At 57.6% G+C, this 19505-nt stretch carries 20 protein-coding genes; 9 read left to right on the top strand and 11 right to left on the bottom strand.

Annotated features, from left to right (window positions below; genetic code table 11):
- Positions 1–401: 401 nt before the first annotated feature.
- The 5 genes from ACIQJ2_RS01435 to ACIQJ2_RS01415 form a co-directional block, all read right to left on the bottom strand.
- Positions 402–830 carry a DUF6691 family protein gene (locus ACIQJ2_RS01435; protein ID WP_400666321.1) on the bottom strand — a complete coding sequence of 143 codons (429 nt, stop codon included), beginning with the start codon at positions 828–830 and terminating at the stop codon, positions 402–404.
- Positions 827–1237, bottom strand: coding sequence for a YeeE/YedE family protein (locus ACIQJ2_RS01430; protein WP_400666323.1), 411 nt, complete (start codon positions 1235–1237; stop codon positions 827–829). Before ACIQJ2_RS01430 ends, ACIQJ2_RS01435 begins: the two co-directional genes overlap by 4 nt.
- On the bottom strand, positions 1234–1581 hold the full coding sequence (gene bigR / locus ACIQJ2_RS01425) for a sulfite-sensing transcriptional repressor BigR (RefSeq protein WP_400666325.1): 348 nt from the start codon (positions 1579–1581) through the stop codon (positions 1234–1236). The genes ACIQJ2_RS01430 and bigR overlap by 4 nt, the downstream gene beginning before the upstream one ends.
- Positions 1572–2870, bottom strand: a complete 1299-nt coding sequence (blh, locus tag ACIQJ2_RS01420) for a bifunctional sulfur transferase/dioxygenase Blh (protein ID WP_400746429.1) — start codon at positions 2868–2870, stop codon at positions 1572–1574. The genes bigR and blh overlap by 10 nt, the downstream gene beginning before the upstream one ends.
- A gap of 759 nt (positions 2871–3629) precedes the next feature.
- Positions 3630–4253, bottom strand: coding sequence for a class I SAM-dependent methyltransferase (locus ACIQJ2_RS01415; protein ID WP_400666330.1), 624 nt, complete (start codon positions 4251–4253; stop codon positions 3630–3632).
- Between the two features lie 641 nt (positions 4254–4894).
- On the opposite strand from ACIQJ2_RS01415, the gene ACIQJ2_RS01410 reads away from it, so the two are divergent.
- Positions 4895–5425 carry an NUDIX hydrolase gene (locus tag ACIQJ2_RS01410; protein WP_400666331.1) on the top strand — a complete coding sequence of 177 codons (531 nt, stop codon included), beginning with the start codon at positions 4895–4897 and terminating at the stop codon, positions 5423–5425.
- Between the two features lie 135 nt (positions 5426–5560).
- Here ACIQJ2_RS01410 and ACIQJ2_RS01405 read toward each other — a convergent pair whose 3' ends face one another.
- The 6 genes from ACIQJ2_RS01405 to ACIQJ2_RS01380 all read right to left on the bottom strand — a co-directional run bounded on the left by ACIQJ2_RS01405 (position 5561) and on the right by ACIQJ2_RS01380 (position 9862).
- On the bottom strand, positions 5561–5713 hold the full coding sequence (locus ACIQJ2_RS01405) for a cold-shock protein (protein ID WP_400666333.1): 153 nt from the start codon (positions 5711–5713) through the stop codon (positions 5561–5563).
- A 50-nt stretch (positions 5714–5763) separates the two neighbouring features.
- Positions 5764–6087 carry an integration host factor subunit beta gene (locus ACIQJ2_RS01400; protein ID WP_400666335.1) on the bottom strand — a complete coding sequence of 108 codons (324 nt, stop codon included), beginning with the start codon at positions 6085–6087 and terminating at the stop codon, positions 5764–5766.
- Positions 6088–6643: 556 nt separating this feature from the next.
- Complete coding sequence (locus tag ACIQJ2_RS01395; protein ID WP_400666337.1) at positions 6644–6886, bottom strand: helix-turn-helix domain-containing protein; 243 nt, start codon at positions 6884–6886, stop codon at positions 6644–6646.
- A 203-nt stretch (positions 6887–7089) separates the two neighbouring features.
- Entirely contained in the window at positions 7090–7689 is a 600-nt protein-coding gene (locus tag ACIQJ2_RS01390) for a hypothetical protein (protein ID WP_400666339.1), read from the bottom strand.
- Positions 7690–8835: a hypothetical protein gene (locus ACIQJ2_RS01385; protein WP_400666341.1), complete on the bottom strand. Its 1146-nt coding sequence runs from the start codon at positions 8833–8835 to the stop codon at positions 7690–7692.
- Positions 8836–9352: 517 nt separating this feature from the next.
- Positions 9353–9862 (bottom strand): MarR family transcriptional regulator, encoded by a 510-nt coding sequence (locus ACIQJ2_RS01380; RefSeq protein ID WP_400746426.1) that lies wholly within the window; start codon positions 9860–9862, stop codon positions 9353–9355.
- A 275-nt stretch (positions 9863–10137) separates the two neighbouring features.
- On the opposite strand from ACIQJ2_RS01380, the gene ACIQJ2_RS01375 reads away from it, so the two are divergent.
- The 8 genes from ACIQJ2_RS01375 (at position 10138) to ACIQJ2_RS01340 (ending at position 19288) form a co-directional block, all read left to right on the top strand.
- Positions 10138–11106: a helix-turn-helix transcriptional regulator gene (locus tag ACIQJ2_RS01375; RefSeq protein ID WP_400666344.1), complete on the top strand. Its 969-nt coding sequence runs from the start codon at positions 10138–10140 to the stop codon at positions 11104–11106.
- A gap of 681 nt (positions 11107–11787) precedes the next feature.
- The gene (locus ACIQJ2_RS01370; RefSeq protein WP_400666347.1) at positions 11788–15840 is read left to right on the top strand and encodes an autotransporter domain-containing protein; all 4053 of its coding nucleotides are present in this window, start codon (positions 11788–11790) and stop codon (positions 15838–15840) included.
- A gap of 76 nt (positions 15841–15916) precedes the next feature.
- Positions 15917–16405 carry a DoxX family protein gene (locus ACIQJ2_RS01365; protein ID WP_400666349.1) on the top strand — a complete coding sequence of 163 codons (489 nt, stop codon included), beginning with the start codon at positions 15917–15919 and terminating at the stop codon, positions 16403–16405.
- Between the two features lie 94 nt (positions 16406–16499).
- Positions 16500–16871, top strand: a complete 372-nt coding sequence (locus ACIQJ2_RS01360) for a hypothetical protein (protein ID WP_400666350.1) — start codon at positions 16500–16502, stop codon at positions 16869–16871.
- Positions 16872–17043: 172 nt separating this feature from the next.
- Positions 17044–17292, top strand: coding sequence for a hypothetical protein (locus tag ACIQJ2_RS01355; RefSeq protein WP_400666351.1), 249 nt, complete (start codon positions 17044–17046; stop codon positions 17290–17292).
- A gap of 81 nt (positions 17293–17373) precedes the next feature.
- Positions 17374–17757, top strand: coding sequence for a hypothetical protein (locus ACIQJ2_RS01350; protein ID WP_400666353.1), 384 nt, complete (start codon positions 17374–17376; stop codon positions 17755–17757).
- A 104-nt stretch (positions 17758–17861) separates the two neighbouring features.
- Positions 17862–18650 (top strand): SapC family protein, encoded by a 789-nt coding sequence (locus ACIQJ2_RS01345; protein WP_400666355.1) that lies wholly within the window; start codon positions 17862–17864, stop codon positions 18648–18650.
- A complete protein-coding gene (locus ACIQJ2_RS01340) occupies positions 18650–19288 on the top strand; it encodes an invasion associated locus B family protein (protein WP_400746424.1) in 639 nt (212 codons plus the stop codon). Before ACIQJ2_RS01345 ends, ACIQJ2_RS01340 begins: the two co-directional genes overlap by 1 nt.
- The last annotated feature ends 217 nt before the right edge of the window (positions 19289–19505 follow it).

The raw sequence follows: 19505 nt of genomic DNA, 5'->3' as shown, positions 1-19505 counted from the left end.
GGCAATCAGACCCGCCTAAAATAAGATGACGTTGCCGGAGGTGCCACCGTCCGGTGGCCGGCGACAACGTTTTGCTCTCTTTGCCGATAGTTCCGGCGTGAGGTAGTAATTGTTCAACGGATGCGGTCGAAAGCCCGAAATGCGGTCGCTGATTGCATCGAACGTGTTGACGTGGACGGTATCGACAACCCAGGTCAGCCGAAAGCGCTTTGGCATTCTCGCGCGGAATGAAACATGCCCGGTTTCGCGATCGATCAAGACGGCTGCGCCTGTCGAGGCGGTTGCCAGAATGGAGCGACCACTATCAACAGGCTTGCAGTCGTCAGTATGCTTGAGCCCACGAGACCGAGCATAAAGCCGACGAGCCCGCTGGATCCGACTGCCGAGAAGATAGAGTAGCACTAGCGTTTGCTCCACACCCGGTCATGAAAGATCATCCCCACCAGCATGGCGATGACGAACAGCCCCGCTGCGGGAAGTCCGAGGGGCAAGGATGCGACAGCCGGACCGGGGCAGAAGCCGCCGATCCCCCAACCGAGACCGAATAAGGCCGAGCCGATGACCAAGGGAGCATCGATCCGCTGGGTCGTGGGCAGTTGGAAGCTATCATCGAAGGCTGGGTGTTCCATACGTCCCATCATCTGGAACCCGATGAAGGCGACGACGACCGCGCCGCCAAGGACAAATGCTAGGCTGGGGTCCCAGGTACCGAAGATGTCGAGGAAGCCTCGAACGCGGACGGGATTCAGCATGCCGGACAAGGACAGCCCCAAGCCGAAAACGATGCCTGAGGCGAGTGCCGCTGCGAATTGGTAGATGTTTCTATTCATAATCCGAAACCTCTGAGAACTGCCACGGCGATCACGCCAGCCGTCAAGAAGATTGCGACGGCCACTATGGAGCGCGGAGATAGTCGGGCCAGTCCGAGGACGCCGTGCCCGCTGGTGCAGCCCGATCCCATCCTTGAACCGAAGCCGACGAGCAGACCGGCAACTACGATCAGTGGCCAGCCTGCGGTGATCTGTATCGCTGGCAAGCTACCGTACGCGAGCAGATAGGTAAACGGACCAAGGAGCAGCCCGAGAACGAAAGCAAGGTTGGTCATCACGCCGATCCCTTGCACAAGACGGCCGACGATCCCGCTAATCCCTGCAATGCGGCCGTTGAGGAGCAGAAGCATAGCTGCGGAAATGCCGATCAGCATGCCCCCGAACAACGAGGAGATGTATGCGTTCATTTGACTTCCTTCGCGCAGAAGATGTCATAGAGGGCGCTGACCAATTGCGCGGCCTTCTCCTCCGTCAAGCGATAGAAGATCTGCTTGCGGTCCCGCCGCGTCTCGACGATTCCCGAGCCGCGCAACACAGTCAGATGCTGCGACAGATGCGGTTGGTGGATGTCGACCTTCTCTTCAAGCTCTCCGACCGAATATTCGCCTTCTACAAGTGTGCAGACGATGATCAGACGTGCCGGATGGGACAGTGTCTTCAACAGCTTCGCGACCTCGCTGGCGCGGTTGGCCATTTCGGCCGGAGATAGAGCCTCCTTCATCATTGCCTTCAGATCGACACTCATTCCCATGCTGCTCCCCGCAGGGCATCAAGCGGAAACTTGAGGTAGCGCGTGCCGTTCGCTTCCGGCTCCGGCAGACGCCCGCCACGAATGTTCACCTGCAGGGCATGCAGGATCAGCCTCGGCATCGGCAGGCTCTTGTCGCGCTTGACTCGCAGTGCGACGAACTCTTCCTCAGTTACGCCGGCGAGATGCGAGTTGGACTTTTTCTGCTCGACCACATTACTCTCCCACTTCGGTGCGCGGCCGTTCGGCTCGTAGTCATGGCCCGCGAAGATCCGGGTATCGTCCGGCAGTGCCAGAATGTCCTGTATCGACTTCCATAGAACACGCGCGTCGCCTCCCGGAAAGTCGGCACGCGCCGTACCGCTGTCAGGCACGAAGAGCGTGTCGTGCACGAAAGCAGCGTCGCCGATCACGTAGGTGATCGAGGCAAGCGTATGTCCCGGGGAGAACAGCACCTTCGCATCGATCGAACCAACCTGGAAGATTTCACCATGGGCGAACAGCCGATCCCACTGCGAGCCGTCGGTGGCGAGCTGCGGCCAGTTGTAGATGGCCTTCCACAGCTTCTGAACATCGACGATCCGCTCGCCAATGGCTGTTCGAGCGCCGGTCCTCTTCTTCAGATATTGTGCCGCCGAGAAGTGGTCGGCATGCGGATGCGTGTCGAGGATCCATTCGACGGTCAGGTCGTTCTCGCTTACATAGTTGAGAATAGCATCGGCATTGATGGTCGCGGTCGCTCCAGCCTTCTCGTCGAAGTCGAGCACCGGATCGATAATGGCGCATTTGCGGGTTAGGGGGTCGGACACGACGTACTGGACGCTCCAGGTGTGCTTGTCAAAGAAGCCCTTCACCCGCGGCATGCGCGCAGCGTGTTTCTCAAGCCAGGCTGCAGCAGAAGCGGTGTTGAAGCCGCGGCTGTGTCCGAATTCGACAACCTCTTTGGCAGACATGCGACCGTCAAGGACCTCCCCGATCAGATAAAGGTTGAGCGAACGTGTGCCGGTCTTGCAGTGGGCGAACACCGGACCTTCCGATTGGTCGACCGCCCGCTGGAACGCACGCACGTCCGCTTCAGTGATCGTATCGGCCGTGACAGGAATGAAAGTGTAGGAGAGGTCGCAGTGTTTTGCTTCTTGCTGTTCGGCCTGAGTACCCGGCTGGGCCGAATCTTCGCGATCTGGCCTGTTGTTGATGAGCGTCCGGAACCCGTTGTCGCCAAGCGACCGGATCTCCTCGATGCTTGGCTGCGGTGAGACCGACAGCTTATCCGAAATTGCGGTGACCGACATAATTGTCTCCAATGGCGTTCGTCATTATACATTATAACATAATATATAATTACTTGTATTCAAGGTTATGCACGGAGATTCGTGGTCCTTTTCAAATCATCGAAGATTGCACGGACAGTCATGTAAGCACCACGCCGATCGAGGAGGAGTTCTATCAGGCCCGAAAAGCCTGGAGACGAGGCGCAAAACCTGCTCCAGGCGTTGTTCGTGCGTTTGTCAGCGACGAGTATTCCACTGTCAGCTCCGCTCTTTAAAGGCGGCTGTCGCATCGCAGCCCTCAGTGTATGTAAGCAGGTCAGGATGGATCGTGTTAGCACCGATTGCGGCAGGGATTGTTAATATGGAGTTGCGCACTACATCGAGGAATGTCGCGCTTGCAGTTTCGATGAAATGTTGGCGTTCTGCGACCTGAACGGCATGTCGTAAAGCCTTGGCAACAGCTTCACGCTAGCCTCAAGTAAGTGTCTCGCGATATGATCGGCGGGTGGCGCAGCGCGGGTTCCTTTCGTCGGAGCCAAGAAGCCCGACACCGCCCGGGGCGCCTTACACCTATGTGACGACGAAACATTTCCGAGACATCACGGGAACCTTTCAGACATCTAAGGACAGGTACATGCCGGGCTGCTCAGCCGGCAGGTACCTGAGACCGATAACCTCGCTAAACATACTGCCGATCGAATGACGAGCCGGCTCAGAACGTCTGAACTAGAGCGGCGAGCGCTGGCGACGCTCACAAGATCGACCTTGCTGGGGTGAGGACTAGATTAACCGTTTTTCGAAGGTGTTGAACAGAAAATCCTGTACCGATTTCCACGGGGTGACATGCCGGTACGGCTCGCTGCGCGACAGCCGAAATCTCGGACCGAAGATCGCGGCCAGGTTTGCTGCGTCGTGCCTGGCAACCGGCAGGCCGCTGCACCGCTCCGGACCCGATGGCGCAAACGTTCCGATGATCGCTATGCCCCCTGGTTTCAGTGCCTTTGCCATCACATCGACATAGGCCCTTTGGTCCGCGGCGTTGGTCAGGAAGTGGAACGCGGCGCGATCATGCCAAACATCATAGGCGGCATCGGGCTCCCATTGCGTTATGTCGGACACAACCCAGGTGACGTTGTTTGCCGAAGGCAAACGGCTCTTGGCAGTCGCAAGGGCAGCCGCGGACAGATCGATAACCGTGATACGCGACTGACCTCTGGCGACGAGGGCGTCCACCAGTCGAGAAGCGCCGCCGCCAACGTCAACGATGCTCGTATTCAGCCCAGCCTTCGCTTTAGATATAAGCTCCATGGAGTGGTGCGGGTCTTCCTCGAACCAACTGACCTCACCCTCGCCTTTGGTTGTATAAACAGCCTGCCAATGCGCTGTTCGATCAAAATCGGCCATCGTCATCCTCGTGCATAAAGGTCGAAAGCTATCTTAGCCCACCACTGTGATGGTTTAATGGTGACGGTCCTACCGTGCTTCGCGCGTGTTGGGATGGATCTCGTGAGCATTGGGCTACGCCGGCGCTCCGACGCCCCTGCGGCTGATCCTCGCGCCGTTTGCGGTCTTGGGTGGATGGCGCTGGCCAGAAGTCGTTTTGCCGCACGGATCTCCCGTTCTTCATGCGCGCTCGGGGCTTCGTGCAAATGTGCGATGTGAAGATGTTGGTGCAACGTGGCGGCTCTGATGCGCTGCTTGTCAAACCGATCAGCTCGTGTATCTCTTCGGTGTTCTCTTGCCTCAATATCTTTCCGGGATTCATCCAAATCGTCATGTCGCGGGTAATGCCGTCGGCATTGATTAGCTTCGTTCAGTTGCTGCGATTCTTGATAAGGCATTCCTTTTCTCGGCGCATGTGGCCACCTAAGACCCACGCTGTCAGGCCCCTAGCGGTCGGTATTGCAGCCATGCATCAAGCAGTTCCCAACAAAGACCGTGTCGGTTGGGACAAGATCGAGAAGCTCTGGCTCGTCGACCGTGCTTTATCTAAGACTTGCTCAGGTGATTGAGGTGGCAGCGGAAATCTGACACTCTTAGTCATCATGAAGTCAAGAAAAGAAGGCCGGGAGCCGTCGACACCCAAATCAAACCACTTGCTGCAACAGCTTGCGCGCACGCCCGAAAAACTGATCTCGAGTGCGTTCCGCAACCAGTATGGCGCACTTTGCTTTCGCTATAAGAATGACAGCGATGGGGTCGAAATACTCGTTATCACCTCACGTGACAGCGGGCGTTGGGTCGTCCCAAAAGGGTGGCCGATGAAAGGCAAAGAGCCTCATGAAGCAGCAGCTACCGAGGCCTGGGAAGAAGCTGGCGTTCGCGGCAAGGTGAAAAAGACGCCAATCGGCCGCTACACGTACCTAAAGGATCTTGATGACGGTAACGTTGTCCCTTGCGTCGTGGAAATTTTTCAGGTGGAGGTAAAGGAGGTTAGGATGGAATTCAAAGAGCGAGGACAGCGTATTCTCGATTGGGTTAGCCCTGACGAGGCGGCCCGGCGTGTTCGGGAAATCGAGCTGAAATCCCTGCTTGTCAATTTTAAGCCTTCGGAAAAGTCACTGCAGCGGAAGTAAGCGGATTCGTCTTGGAACACGCTTCTGCGCAATCTCCGGACGGACCTATAGTCCGTCTGGCAGGCTTTGCCGTCTCCACTTGACTCGCAAAGCAGTCTTCGGCCTCGAGAGGACCGTGTTTGGCCCGAAAAACCTTCAATGTCTTCGTGGTTTACCTGGTCGAAGATGAGGTAGGTTTGCCTCCATGACTTTGCTGAGATGCCGGAAAATACCTAGACTAGCATCGTCAGGCTTTATGAAGCCGTAACCTTTGGCAACATCGAACCGCTTGACCTTTCCCCTAGCCATAACGTTCCCCACGGTGGCTTGATTTGCTGGGTTGTCATTTATCTGAAGAACTATTCCGCTGACGAGGGGTCACTCCGGTTTCCCTCAAGGTTATCGTCAGCGTTCAGACGGTGCTGCATCTCTTTTCCGGCCTTGAAAAAGGGCACCCATTTTTCTTCGACAAAAACGGGGCTGCTTGTTCTCGGATTGCGGCCTAATCGCGGAGACCGGTGACGCACGCTGAATGCGCCAAAACCTCGGAGTTCGACCCGATCCCCCCGCATCAGCGCTTCCGCCATTTCCTCCAGGACCGCATCCACGATCCTCTCGGCGTCCTTCAGATGCAGATAAGGGTTACGGCTTGCGACGACTTCGATAAGTTCGGATTTGATCATGTCCCATTCTATCGTTTGCGGAGTTTGGTCTTCGGAAAATGGCAGTCGAACTGGCTAGGCGCAGATTTGCAATGCTACGAAGGGCTACATTGCAATTTCCTCCTTCGCAAAATATTTGCAATAGATGTTGTTGCCCGACTTCCGCAAAAACTTGCAACGGCAAAACTATCCGGCGGGTTGAGCCTTCGGATGCCCGAGAAAGCTAGGCTGCGGTGGATACGTACCAGCACCCGGAAAGCAGGATTTAGGTAAGGGTGCTTATGGATCAAAACAGCCAACGAAATAAGTGGTTGTTTATCAGCGTGTTATGTGCGCCTGCGGACGAGCTGGGGTATGGGTTTGGTGTCTGAAACAAATGACATTCCGTGACCATCCCGCCGTATTCCGCCCGATCCTTCCAGCTTCCGGAACCGCATGCAGGAGCACGAGTCACTGTGGCAACTACGGTTACGGGGGAATGCAGATCGCGACAAGTGCCTCGCTAGAAGCGATGTTCGCAGCCGTTTGCTTCAGTAGGCATGAACCCTCGACAACGGGACGAGGCTCATGCCGACGCTCAGATCACGCTGGTATCAGATTCAGTAGTATCAAAAGGGGGGTATCGCGTGCGTTGGCATGGGACGAGGTTTGAACGATCCCAGCGATCTAGCTCGTAGACCGGGTACAGAACCGATTTGCCGATTTTAACGAATGATGGCCCGATCCTCTTCGATCGCCAGTTGCGCAACGTGCCCTCGCTAACTTGATTTCGATAGCGTTCGACAACTTCTTCCAGAGTTAAATAAACAGAAATAGACACAAATTCTCCTAGGCTTCGATCATTGTGCAACGGGCTGTTGCACAATGGCCTGCGGTCACATGAATTGGTGGGTGGAATTGATTCCGCTGCGTTTGGCGTCGACGACTTAGAAGGTCGTCGTCCGATGTGCGGTAGGCTTGGGTTCGAATTCACCAAGCCGTGGCTACCGCAATCGTCCTCAACGGTTTCGGGCTTTATGGCGATTAAGAAACTTCTGCGGAGATATATCGGGTCGCTGTCCAGTCATTTGAAACCGAACAGATCTTCGTGTCGCGCAACCGGGCGCTCCGAAGCGCCTTTCGAATGTCGTTGCTGCCGACAGAGGCGCCCTTTCCTTTTCGACAGACGATCCAGATCGGGAGGTGAGGCGCTTGCGAATGGGCATTCAGCGCATTGCTCAGGTCAGATAAGGAGCACACCACGGCAATGATCATCGGGGCGTCGTGGACTTCTGGCGCTTGCGCTCCAGCAAGCGCGTCACGCAGTTCGGTGGCTACAGGAGCGCCGATAAGAAACGCGTTGCGGTCGGGGGCCAGGCCGAGCTTCGCACGTAGATTAGGGGAGGGGGTCGTTATCGCTTTTCGCCAAGCCTCGGCCGTTCTCTCGCCAAGGTGTAGAGAGACTAGCTCGCCATCGTAGGTGAAGCGCAATATTCCTCCGTCACTCAGAATACTAGTGATCTGGAGTTTCGCATATCGGCGGCGGATTTCTCCCCGCAGAATTAATTCGTCACTCTCCAGCAGCGCTCTTACTTCACCAGCTTCAGGTCCGGCAACGGCGTGGATCAATACTTCCCGCCCCATTCAGGCTCCCGGACAAATCAGTTTGACTTTAATCGTCTCGGCTCCAGTGACCGACAAGCCGCCTCGAGCCAATATCTTTCCAAAGTCCATGGCGTTGACGTCGCGAGATATATTGGTCTCCCCGCTCACTTCCTGGTCGGCAAAATACTGAACGGATCCCATTTCGCCCTGAGGCCTCATCGACATGCCGCGACCCCCGTGGCATTGGACCTTTATGTCTCCCGGCGCGCTTTTCGAATTGCCTTTCAAGGTCATCGTCAGCCCGTCCGTTTCCATGGAAAAATCGATTTGGGTGGTGGTCTGTCCTGCCGAGGTGCAGTTCATTCCGGCGATCCTCATCTTCCCGATCCCGACAATCTGCACGCCATTGCCGTGCAGTGACCATCGGTCGGAACCCGACGAACTTTTGCCCTTCAGTTTGATCGGGCCCGTCTGATAGGAGTAGGTCACGTCGAATTGAGGACCTTTGATCCTCGGCTCCATATGGGCCTCGACGATCACGTCGCCTGCATCGTGGACCTTCCTCAAGAGCTCGCGCAATTTGGCGAGTTGCTCAGTGTATCGCGCAACCTCCTCGGCAGCCATCTTACTGGGCAAGCGCTTCCAATATTCAGTGGCTCCGGATTTCCGGCACTCGGCTCGATGCGCGCTCTCGTGTGCGAGATTGATGTCGGCCAGTTCCTTGCATTGTGAACCGGCTTCTAGCTTTTCAAGGTCTGATGCGGATTGCTCGCAGCTACCAAAACTCATTTTGACCTCGGCTGGCCCCGTGTAGCCTTTTGCCGGTGCGTGAGGGAGCTTGAACTTGCTTATTATTCGGCTCCGCGCCCGAAGTGAGCGATCGTAGATGTTGACGTCGGAGTCCGGGTCACGAGGATTCTTCTTGGCCTCGATCAGCGGTGCTTCAATCGCTTCGAGCTTGTCGCTGATGTCCCGCTGCAGATCGATCAGCGCCTCTGTGTTCCCGATTTCCTGTTGGATGCTTTCAAGGTGCCGGCAGGAGCAGGAGGCGGCCTTCGCGTGCACGGGAACGACGGAAAAGGCCCATGCGAAGGCAAACAGGGTGGCGCGAGCCAGGTCCTTTTTTGAGAACGGCGCATTCGGAGCGTGGACATCGTCAGCAGAGCGGAAAGATTGGGTCCTCACATGCATTCCTTCTGCATCGCAGCTGCGGATTTCTGGCGAGCGATTTCACCTGCAGCCGACGCGCCAACGCTTGCTGCCGCGCCTGCAATGCCGGATGCGGAGCCACCGAAAGGGATAAGTCCTATGACGCTCGAGAGGACAGCCGTCCCCGTCGCCGTCGCTTGGGCATTTTGTGCAGCTTCGTCGCACTTCTGCCTGCTCTGCCCAGATGCTTGCCGCTGCGCTGTGCCGCCCACATGTTCCTGCTGCGACTTTTTGGACGCCCCGCGGCCTCCACGAGGCGTCTCGACTATCCCTTGGGCTTTCCGCTTGTTGTATTCTTTAACATTAGCTGCGCGCTGAGCCGGTGACAAATCGACATTGTCGGCCATAGCGACCGATGCTGACAGGGCTATAGCGACGGTCGCCGCATATATTATGAAAATCCTATGCATGATCTATCCTTCTCCTCTGAGAGAAGGTCATGCTTATTAACGAGTCTGCCCCGGATCAAATCGGATCGATTGCAATTTGGTGCCTATTGTTCGCTGGCGCCATCTTGTGGCAGCTCATGGACGAAGCCATGTTTGCGAGCGATTTCCTTGCGCGCATGCAAGAAGATGCGGCCGATCTCGAACAGTCGCCGGGTTGGAATCAAAAGCAGGCGACGCCGATCCTTTGGATCCGCTCTGCGCACGAGCGTGCCCGACGCCACCATATCATCAATGTGGCGAGTGACAGTGACTTCGCTGGTGAACGCATCGAAGTAGGTCGCGACCTGCTTCACCGTGAGTATTTCTCCCTCCAGCCATTTATGGCCGATCAAGGTGAAGATCATGTCGGCTTCGAAAATGCTTCGCCAGGGGTGCTTGAGAAAGCCGTCCTTGATCATTTGACGGCGGAATTCGGCTCGGTATTCCAGCCAGGAAACGTCCGAAGCAAGGAGCGCGCGCTGAGCCTGGTCAAGCTCGACATACGCGCGATCTTCGATGTACAGAATTTCATCAAGTTCTTCTGTCGGCGTATTGGCCGCGCTTCCATTCTTCATAAGTCCGAGTCCAATCGTAACGAAACAACTCAGCCTATGTTCTGAGCGCGAGTTTTTGCAACAAATTGATATGCATTCCTGGTGGTTTGGCGGGTTTTCCAAAGGCCCCTGGATTTATGTTCGTTCTGTGCGAAACTTCAGTTCGTATTTCATCAAGACACTCAGGCGGAACTCGTTGTATCGTTCCGCCGAACGGGTCTGTGATGATTTTTGCCCGGCGAAGGTCTATCGTGATCGAGTGCTCATGAAGGGGTGAGGCGAAAGGAAAAGGTAGAGTGAGTTCCGGTCCATTTCCAACACGGCGCCTTTCCACGAACGATGTCCCCCGGCAAGAACGACTTGCGTTCGTCCATGACTTTATGGCTCGCCACATCGGGGGGCGCGAGTTTGCGCCGGCTGATTATGAAAACGTGCGGATCGATATGGAGGCGATGCCCTTGCCCGGCGGCTTGACCGTGGCGCGCGGCCTCTACGCACCCATGAGCGGCGCGCGCACGCGCGATCTGTTACAAGATGGCCGCGAACAGTATCTTCTTCTGATCCACAATCAGGACCATGAGATTTCCATCGACGGCAGGCCCGCTTTCAAGGTTTCCGCGGGCGACACGGTGATCGTGAACGAGGGGACGTGTCACGAATTCCGCTATGGGAAGCCCACGACCGTCGACCTTGTTTCGCTCGATCGCCATATCATCGCCGACCTGGCGCCACGTCTCGAACTGGAGGCCAGCTATCTGATCCCTTCGGGCGCATGTGGTATGCCCCTCCTAGCGAATTATGTCGAGACGCTTCGCCGACATCCACCTCTTTCGGCGAAAGCCGGGGACATGGCGGCGCGACACATCTACGATTTGACTGCATTGGTCCTCGATGACTTCGTTCGTGGTGGTGCAGAACGAAATGAGCGCAGCAAAGCGGCCGCGCGGCGCAGGCTTGTTCGACAGGACATTCTTCAAGGCCTATCCGATCCCGGGCTCAACATCGATGCCATTGCGCGTCGTCAAGGGGTGACGCCGCGCTACATTCAGCGACTGTTCGAGAGTGAGGGGCAGACGTTTACCGAATTCTTGCGGGATTCCCGGCTCGATCTCGCCTATCGTCTTCTCAAGGAGCGAGACGCGGATACGGGCAGGATTACGACGATCGCATATGATGTCGGTTTTTCCGATCTTTCGACATTCAGCAGAGCGTTTCGTCAACGCTTCAACGCCACACCGTCTGAGATCAGGCGTTCGGTGTCGTAGCTTCTTGGTAGCTGCGTTCATAATAATTTCGGTAGTCGTCACCCGATTTGGAGTGTCGAATAGCCACAGACGCTGTGATTGCTTTCTGTGCGCTCCATTCTACATCGCGCGGATTCGAGTTTTGGACCGCAGATGCGGCGCTTGTTCGCGATGCATCAAAAATCGGTTCGGTATCCCCCAAGATAATCGTGGCCATCTTGCTATACCTTCTGCAGCGGCAGACGGAAATTGAACGCCGTTGGTGATGCAGTGGGGGATTCTACGTGCGCAAGAAGTTATGGAGCCTGAGTCTGATCTCAGGCAGCGAGTGCCGCAGCAAGCAGGGACGAAATTCACGAATGACCGGAGCGCGCAAGTAATCGCGTCGGCTCGCGGTCATTCTCCACCGTTCGTTTGGGCAGCGGTTTCGTTGCGGCGTCGTGATACGCGGCAGCTCAGCAATTAGCAGGCAAATTGAAGCTAATTGGCTCTTCGACCAGACGAAGGGCATCGCTATAGCTCGGTAAAGTTACGAGCAAAGTTTCCGTCGCGTTCTGACGAGATCGCGTTCGGGAATTTGCAATTGCGCCCGCTGCAGGAGCGGGCGCCACGCAAAGCAGATTGGTTTTCATCTTTCGGACGCTACGGCGTCCGTCACCGGCGAAGCTTTATCTGCGGCCGGTCAAGTCAAGGAGCAGGGAATTGAAGGGTAGGACTGTCAATCAATTCGGGGCGGTGAGCGTTTCGTATCTTCGTCATGTGCATTCACTTCTCGCCGGCGCTTCCCTTGCTGTGCTTGCACTCGCGGCACCTGCATTGGCGGGAACGATCACCTACACTGACGGCCAGACCAGAGCGACGCCCATCGTTATGACGAGCGACACTGAACTGAACATGGGGTCCGGGTTTGCTAGCCAGACCGGTGTAATCAGCGGTGCTTATCGCTTGGTCAAATCGGGAAGCGGCGGTCTGCTATTGGATGGCGTGAACAGCTATTCGGGCGGGACCACGATTTCCGGCGGGGTACTCTTCGCGGGCAACTCATCCGCATTGGGGACCGGATCGATCGAAATAACGAGCGGGGGCCTGTCGTTGGCTGCCAATGGTATATTTACCAATGACTTGATCCTCACCGGCACGGGGACGCTCGCGTCGGGCGCTGGAGCGACGCACGCGGGGGTAATCAGCGGTAGCGGGGCCCTTCTTCTCCAAAGCGCCTATGGTCCGCTTCATATCGCCGGGAACAATACGTATACCGGCGGCGCATCGATCATGGGCGGCGCGGTGCAGGCTGAGAACGATCATGCTTTTGGAACGGGGATCGTCCGTATCTATGACGCTACGCTTGGTTATGCGAGCGGGGTGACCATCGGAAATGAAATTAGGGTGTCAAAATCTGCTCTATCGGTGGAAACCGGTTCTGCTGTCCAGTCCGGCGTTATTGGCGAGGACCAGGCCGGTTCCGGCTTCAGCAAGATAGGCGCCGGCGAACTCGTTTTAAGAGGCTCCGGCACCTATAGGGGAACGACGCGCGTCGTCGAAGGGACTTTGACCGGAGGCGTCGGCTACGCGTTCTCCGATCAATCGCTCTATTCGCTCGAGTCCAGCAGCGCCACGCTGAAGCTCCTTGCCCATCAGCGGATTGGAGACATTGCGGGCAACGGGGTTATCGATCTCCGGGATTACAATCTCGAAACCGGTAATCGAACCAACAATACAAGATTTGAAGGCACGATCACGGGTTCGGCGAACTCCTCGTTTACGAAGATAGGGCAGGGCTCCCTCACGCTGTCCGGCGATGCCAACGCATATGGCGGTTCCTTCTATCTTGCCGGTGGAAGCGCATATATCGACGGCGATTATCGCAATATGCGAACGACCGTCACTGATAGCTTTTTTGGGGGTACCGGCCGTGTTGGCGATGTCGTCATAGGGAGTGGTGGCACGCTTTTCGGCTCCGGAAACGGACAGCTCAGCATGGCTTCGCTGTCATTGGGGGCGGAGTCGCGGGTTCTCGTGCAACTAGGGGCGAGTTCGGACCAGGCACTCTTTAATGTCGCCGGGAATCTGACGCTCGATGGGACGCTCGATGTCCAGGATGTCGGCGGCTTCGGTCCGGGCGTCTATCGACTGTTCAATTACGGGGGTACGCTGACCAACAATGGTCTTGAGCTCGGGACCACGCCGTCCGGCTACGGCAGCGACAACCTGAGCGTCCAGACCGCCATGGCGGGGCAAGTCAATCTCGTCGCGAAGAACAATGATCGCGGGCCACTCCTGTTTTGGGACGGCGATAATCAAGCGAACTGGGACAACGGCAAGATCGATGGCGGCGACGGTCAGTGGAGAACGGGCGGTCGTGCCTTTACCGATGCCGAAGGGATCCAGAACGGCGCGATGAATCCGCGGCCGGGCTTTGTCGTGTTCGGCGGAAAAGCCGGCAATGTCGAAGTTTACACGGGTACCGGGCAAGTTCGGGCCACCGGCATGCAGTTCGCAACCAGCGGCTACAGACTTTACGGCGACATGCTCGATATCGTCGATGGTGATGCGATCATTCGCGTTGGCGACGGGACCGCGGCGAGTGCGAATTACGTTGCGACCATCTCCAACCATTTGGACGGGGGAGGCCGGCTGACCAAGACCGACCTCGGAACGCTTATCCTCGATGGCGACAACACCTATTGGGGTGGCACGGAAATCCGGCAGGGCACGCTCCAGATTGGCAATGGCGGTACGTCAGGGTCGATCATGTATGATGTCGTCAACAATGGTGTGTTGGCGTTCAACCGGTCCGACGCAACCACATTCGATGGAGCGATCTCAGGCACCGGCGCGGTTCGCATCATCGGCGGCGATGTGACCCTCATGGTCGCCAACAGCTATACCGGGGGCACGATTATTGACGGCGGAATCTTGAGGGCAGGTGTGGACGGCGCCTTCGTCGATCAAACGGCCTATACGGTGAATGGCGGAACGCTGGATATCAACAATTTCGCTCTCAATATGTCGTCTCTGTCGGGTACAGGGGGCACAGTGGCGATCGGTGCGTCGGCGCTCACTGTCCAGCAGGACATTGACACGAATTTCGCGGGATCACTGTCGGGGACAGGCTGGTTCTCCAAGGGCGGTAAGGGTACGCTCACGCTATCGGGTAACAGTGCCGGTTTCACCGGTGAGACATCCGTCGGAGACGGCACCCTTGCGGTAAACGGCGTGCTCGGCGGTTCGGTGGACGTGGGGTTGGTCGGCCGCCTTCAGGGTACCGGCACAATCGGCGATACCGTCGTCTCGGGCACGATTGCGCCAGGCAACTCGATCGGCACCCTGAATGTCGCAGGCAACATTACCTTTAATGCCGGTTCGATCTACGAGGTCGAAGTCAACGCGGCGGGGCAGGGTGATCGCATCAATGCGACCGGAGTGGCCACGATCAATGGTGGCTCGGTCAAAGTATTGGCGGGCATGGGCAACTACGCGCCAGCGACAACCTACACGATCCTCGCCGCCAATGGCGGACGCAATGGCGCTTTCGACGGCGTGACCTCGAACCTCGCCTTCCTTAATCCTTCACTCAGCTATGACGCCAACAACGTCTACCTGACGATGACCCGCAACGAGACCAGTTTCCAGAATGTTGGTGTGACGCGGAACCAGATTGCGACTGGCGGCGGGGTCGAGAGCCTCGGCTTCGGCAATCCGCTCTACAACGCGGTGCTGAACCTGTCGGCTCCCCAGGCGCGAACGGCATTTGATCAGCTGTCGGGCGAGATTCATGCATCGGCCAAGGCGTCGATGATCGAGGATAGCCGCTTTGTCCGAAACGCCATCAACGATCGCATCCGTGCGGCTTTTGATGGCGTCGGCGCTTCCGGCGGTATGGTCACGACCTATGTCGACGGTAAGCCGGTCCCGGTCGCGGCGAATACCAACGGTGTTGCACTTTGGGGCCAAGGCTTCGGCTCGTGGGGTCACACGGACGGGGACGGCAATGCCGCGCGTCTCAATCGCAAAACTGGCGGTTTCTTCGTTGGTCTCGACACGCCGGTCTTCGATACCTGGCGTTTTGGCGCGGTCGCAGGCTACAGCAACACCAGCTTCGACGCGAAGGACCGTCATTCCTCCGGCTCCAGCGACAATTATCATCTTGGTCTCTATGGCGGTACGAACTGGGGCAGTATCACCTTCCGCACGGGTGCTGCCTATACGTGGCACGATGTTTCGACGAACCGCAGCGTGAACTTCTCCGGCTTCGGAAACAGTTTAAAGGGCGACTATGACGCGGGCACGGCGCAGGTCTTCGGCGAACTGGCCTATGGCATGAATATGGGCGCGACCCGGTTTGAGCCCTTCGCCAATCTGGCCTACGTCAATCTGCATACGGATGGATCTAGCGAACGGGGCGGTGCTGCGGCTCTGACCAGCTCGTCGAGCAACACCGATGCGACCTTCTCGACACTCGGCCTGCGGGCTTCGAGCACGTTCGAAGTGAATGGCGCGAGCCTGACCGCCAAGGGCGCGCTCGGTTGGCGCCATGCCTTCGGGGGTGTCACGCCGATCTCGACGATGCGGTTTGGCGGTGGTGATGTGTTCACCGTTGCCGGTGTGCCGATCGCGCGGAATGCTGCGGTGATCGAGGCCGGTCTCGACCTTGCCCTGACGCCGAATGCGGCGCTTGGCGTGAGCTACGGCGGTCAGTTCGGCTCCGGAATTTCTGACCAGTCGGTCAAGGCCAACTTCAACGTCAAGTTCTGATTGTTTGACGCCCGCAATGACGGCGCCGACGCAGGTCGGCACCGTCGCCCTCCTTTTCGATTCGAACGGAATAAATATGAGCTTTAAAACCACCAAAAGCGAATTCTTGACAACTGTACCACCGACACCAGCACGGCTCCTTGCAGGCGTAGTCGAAAGCTATCTCGGCAAGCCGTGGTTCGGCTATTTGGCGCGAACTGTGCTGACCTTCATGTTCTGGTCGAGTGGCCTGGCTAAACTTTTCGACTTCGCTGCGGGGCTCGCCGAAATGCGGCATTTCGGCCTGGTGCCGGAAGTCCTTTTCTTTTTTGCGACGGTGATCACCCTGCTCCTCGGCTCGATCCTCGTTATCCTCGATCGGTGGACGTGGATGGCTGCCGGCGCCTTGGCTGCCTTCACCGTTTTGACGATCCCGATCGCTCACAATTTCTGGACCATGGAAGAGCCCATGAGAACCATGGAATTCCATGTCGTGATGGAACACATCACCGTTGTGGGCGGCCTCTTCATCGCAATCTACGCGTCTGCGATCGGCAAGCGGGCTCGCGTGTCGATGCAGGCGTGAGCGCAACGCGATCTGATCCGGTCTCGGGCTTTTGCGCCAAGGGCGTCGAAGCCTGGGACGCATGATCTATGTCCAAAGGAGGGGAGCGATTTGCATGAATACAAGATATTTCTTCGTGGGCGCGATTTGCCTACTTGCGGCCGGCTGTAGCTCGGGCGACGCGCGGATGAGCGCCCTGCGAGCGGACATGGCCGGTCGCCAGGCGGCCGCCGAACTGGCGGCGAGCCGCCCCGATGCGAAACCCGAAGATCGCGAACGAGCCAAGGCATATGCCTCTGCTCAATCCTGCATCAACCAGATTCAGGCGCATACGCAAGGCGTTCGGGCCGCGAATACGGCGGTGAACACGGCTGTCGCCGGCATCGGTTTCGCGGGGCCGGGCGGAGCGCTTGCTGCACGAGCGATGGGGCCGTTGCATGGCTCCGTGCTGCGAAACCAGGGCGAGTTCAAGGTCGCCTGTTATTGAAAATCTATCAAACCCGTTGAGAGGTCGTCATTTGCGCGTCAATCCAGAAGTCCGTCGTGCTCTATTCGCACCGCTATTTGTGGCTGCGGCAACGCTGGCCGGCTGCCAGAGCACGCAATCCAATTTTCAAGGTTCGAACTTCTCGAGCGAGACACGAGCCTTAGAGAAACAATTGAACGCCGAGGCAACCGCATTTGGCGCCGTTCAGGGCGCGACCAGCCTTGCGGCCAGCGCAGATCCGACAGGCCTCTCCAGTTTCGCCAAAGCCCCCGTTGCGCTGGCTGCGCGAAACGCGCTGGCGACAAGCGCCAATGCGCGCATGGATGCCCAGTTGGCTCGTGACGAGCAGGCGCTGTACCGCCGTTACGGCATGAATCCGGATGGGACACCTTCCGGAAAGAAGCCTCCGGGAAGCAACTGACGTTCGGGACGTTCAAAATTCAATGCGGTTCCAGGCGCTCCGGGCCTGAAGCTGCCACAGGGAGTGCAGTACGATTTGGACGTGGCTATGGATCAATACACGCTTTCGCTGATCGAACAGAGTCTTGACCAACTGGATCCCGTTTCCGACGGCGTCGACACGATGTTCGCTCATCGGCTTCTCGATGCGTATCCCGATGTCTATCGGCTGTTTGCGATAGATCTGGAGCCGCAGGCAAGAAAGCTTCTGCCGACACTGAGGCTGATGGTGGATGAACTCCCCCGATTTGGAGCCTTGCTCCCATCGGTTCGAGCTTTGGCATACTCCCGCAAAATCTGCCGCATGGTCGATGCCCACTACCAACCGATTAGCGAGACCTTGCTTTGGACGCTGCGACGGAGCCTCGGGTGCCGTTTCACGAATGAGGTCGAGCGGGCCTGGCGTGAAACGCTCCTCATGCAGTGATCAACGCCCAGAACCCGAAAGTTTAACCGCGGCGAATCCGAGCAAAGGATGCGCCCTCTGAAAACAAATAGCCGCGATGCGTATCGTCGCGGAGAAGGAAGATCATGATAGTTCAGCACACGAGTAAGGGGGGCGATCCCGCGGATCTTCCACTATTTTACAAGGCTCCGGTCGTTGTTTGTCTTGAACATCACCGCGATGCAGGGCTCGCTGGGATGCCAGAGTATGGCTTCTGCCGCGATGCTGCCGCCATTCCAATAGTCGCCGGTGAGTTCCCAGCGGCTATGAGGCATTATCCTATTGTGTTCGCCATGGATGAACAGGCATCTCCCTTAGCGCTCGTTGGAATACGCAAGGGGCACAACCTTTTTATTGAGCGGGATGGTGGTTGGCGATCCGGCAGCTATCTGCCCGCCTATGTCCGTCGCTACCCGTTTATCGTGCTAGAGACGCCGGAGGGAGGTCAATTGTTGACCATCGATCAGGCTTCAGAGCGGTTCACGCCTGCTGGCGTGGAGCAGAATGACGACCACCGTATATTCGATGCACAGGGTCAACCAACGCAGCTAACCAGAAGCGCGATGGACTTCTGCTTCGCATTTCAGATCGATCATACTCACACTGTCACGTTTGCGCAGGCTCTAAAGTCTGCGGGTCTCCTGATGCCATACCATGCCGATTTCCGCCTGCCCGATGGCGCGCGCCATCTAATAGATGGCTTTCATGCTGTCAACGAAAAGGCATTTCGGGCCCTGCCCGCCGATACGGTCGCCGATTGGCACGTGAAGGGATGGCTTGCCCTGGTGAACTTCCATCTCGCGTCCATGCACAGCTTCCAAAACCTGTTGGATCTCAATGCGCAGCGCGCAACCGAACGAAAGGCGCTCGCATGATGAGCAAGAACGCACATCGCGTTGGAATGTTCGCTCTGGCAGGTTTTGTCTTTGCTGGCGGTGCGACAGGGTGGCTGGTTTCGGAGGGCGCGATCTCCACGCCGAGCGTTGCGGCTGCGATGACGGAGAGTCGCGACGATCCGGCGCCGCAGCGCTTCGAAATCGCTCAGGCGCAATCCGGCGGCCAGTCCGCTTTACCGGGCGGTGCATCCTCGCTGAACGAAACCTACAAGGACTGGCGCGTCGCCTGCGCGCAGGAAGGCAGCGCAAAGCGTTGCGTGTTGTCGCAGGTCCAGGCCCAGCAGAATGGCCAGCGGGTTCTCGCCATCGAGCTCAACGCGCCGTCGGGCAACACCGTGGCCGGCACGCTCGTTCTGCCGTTCGGCCTGGCACTCGATTCCGGTGTCTCGTTCCAGATCGATGAGAAAGCGGCGATGCAGCCAGTGCGGTTCCGGACCTGCATGCCGGGCGGCTGCCTATTGTCGGTGAATTTTGACGCCGCGACGATCGTTGCCCTGCGCTCCGGCACCGCTCTCAAGATCAAGGCCACGGCCGATGGCGGCGCCGCCGCGCCGTTCTCGATTTCTCTCCAGGGCTTCGCGACGGCCCTCGATCGTGTGGCGGCGCTATCGCGTTGACGCCGGGTCTGATCCATTGCGCGTGGAGGTCGAGGAGTTCAACCACCATTAAGATGAGGTTCTTAAAGCCCAACCCATTGTAGCGGTCAGGCAAGCTCGGCGGATCGGCCACTCCATCATCCGGTCCAAGCGCGTAGCAGAGATCGCGCCCCCGAACCGGAGTCCGAACCGGGCGAGGATGACGAGGCGCATGAAGCGGGTGAGGGCGAGGCAGGAG

Source organism: Rhizobium sp. NPDC092011 (assembly GCF_044756305.1).
In the GTDB taxonomy this organism is placed as follows: Bacteria; Pseudomonadota; Alphaproteobacteria; order Rhizobiales; family Rhizobiaceae; genus Rhizobium.
This window is presented reverse-complemented; position numbering and strand designations above follow the sequence as displayed.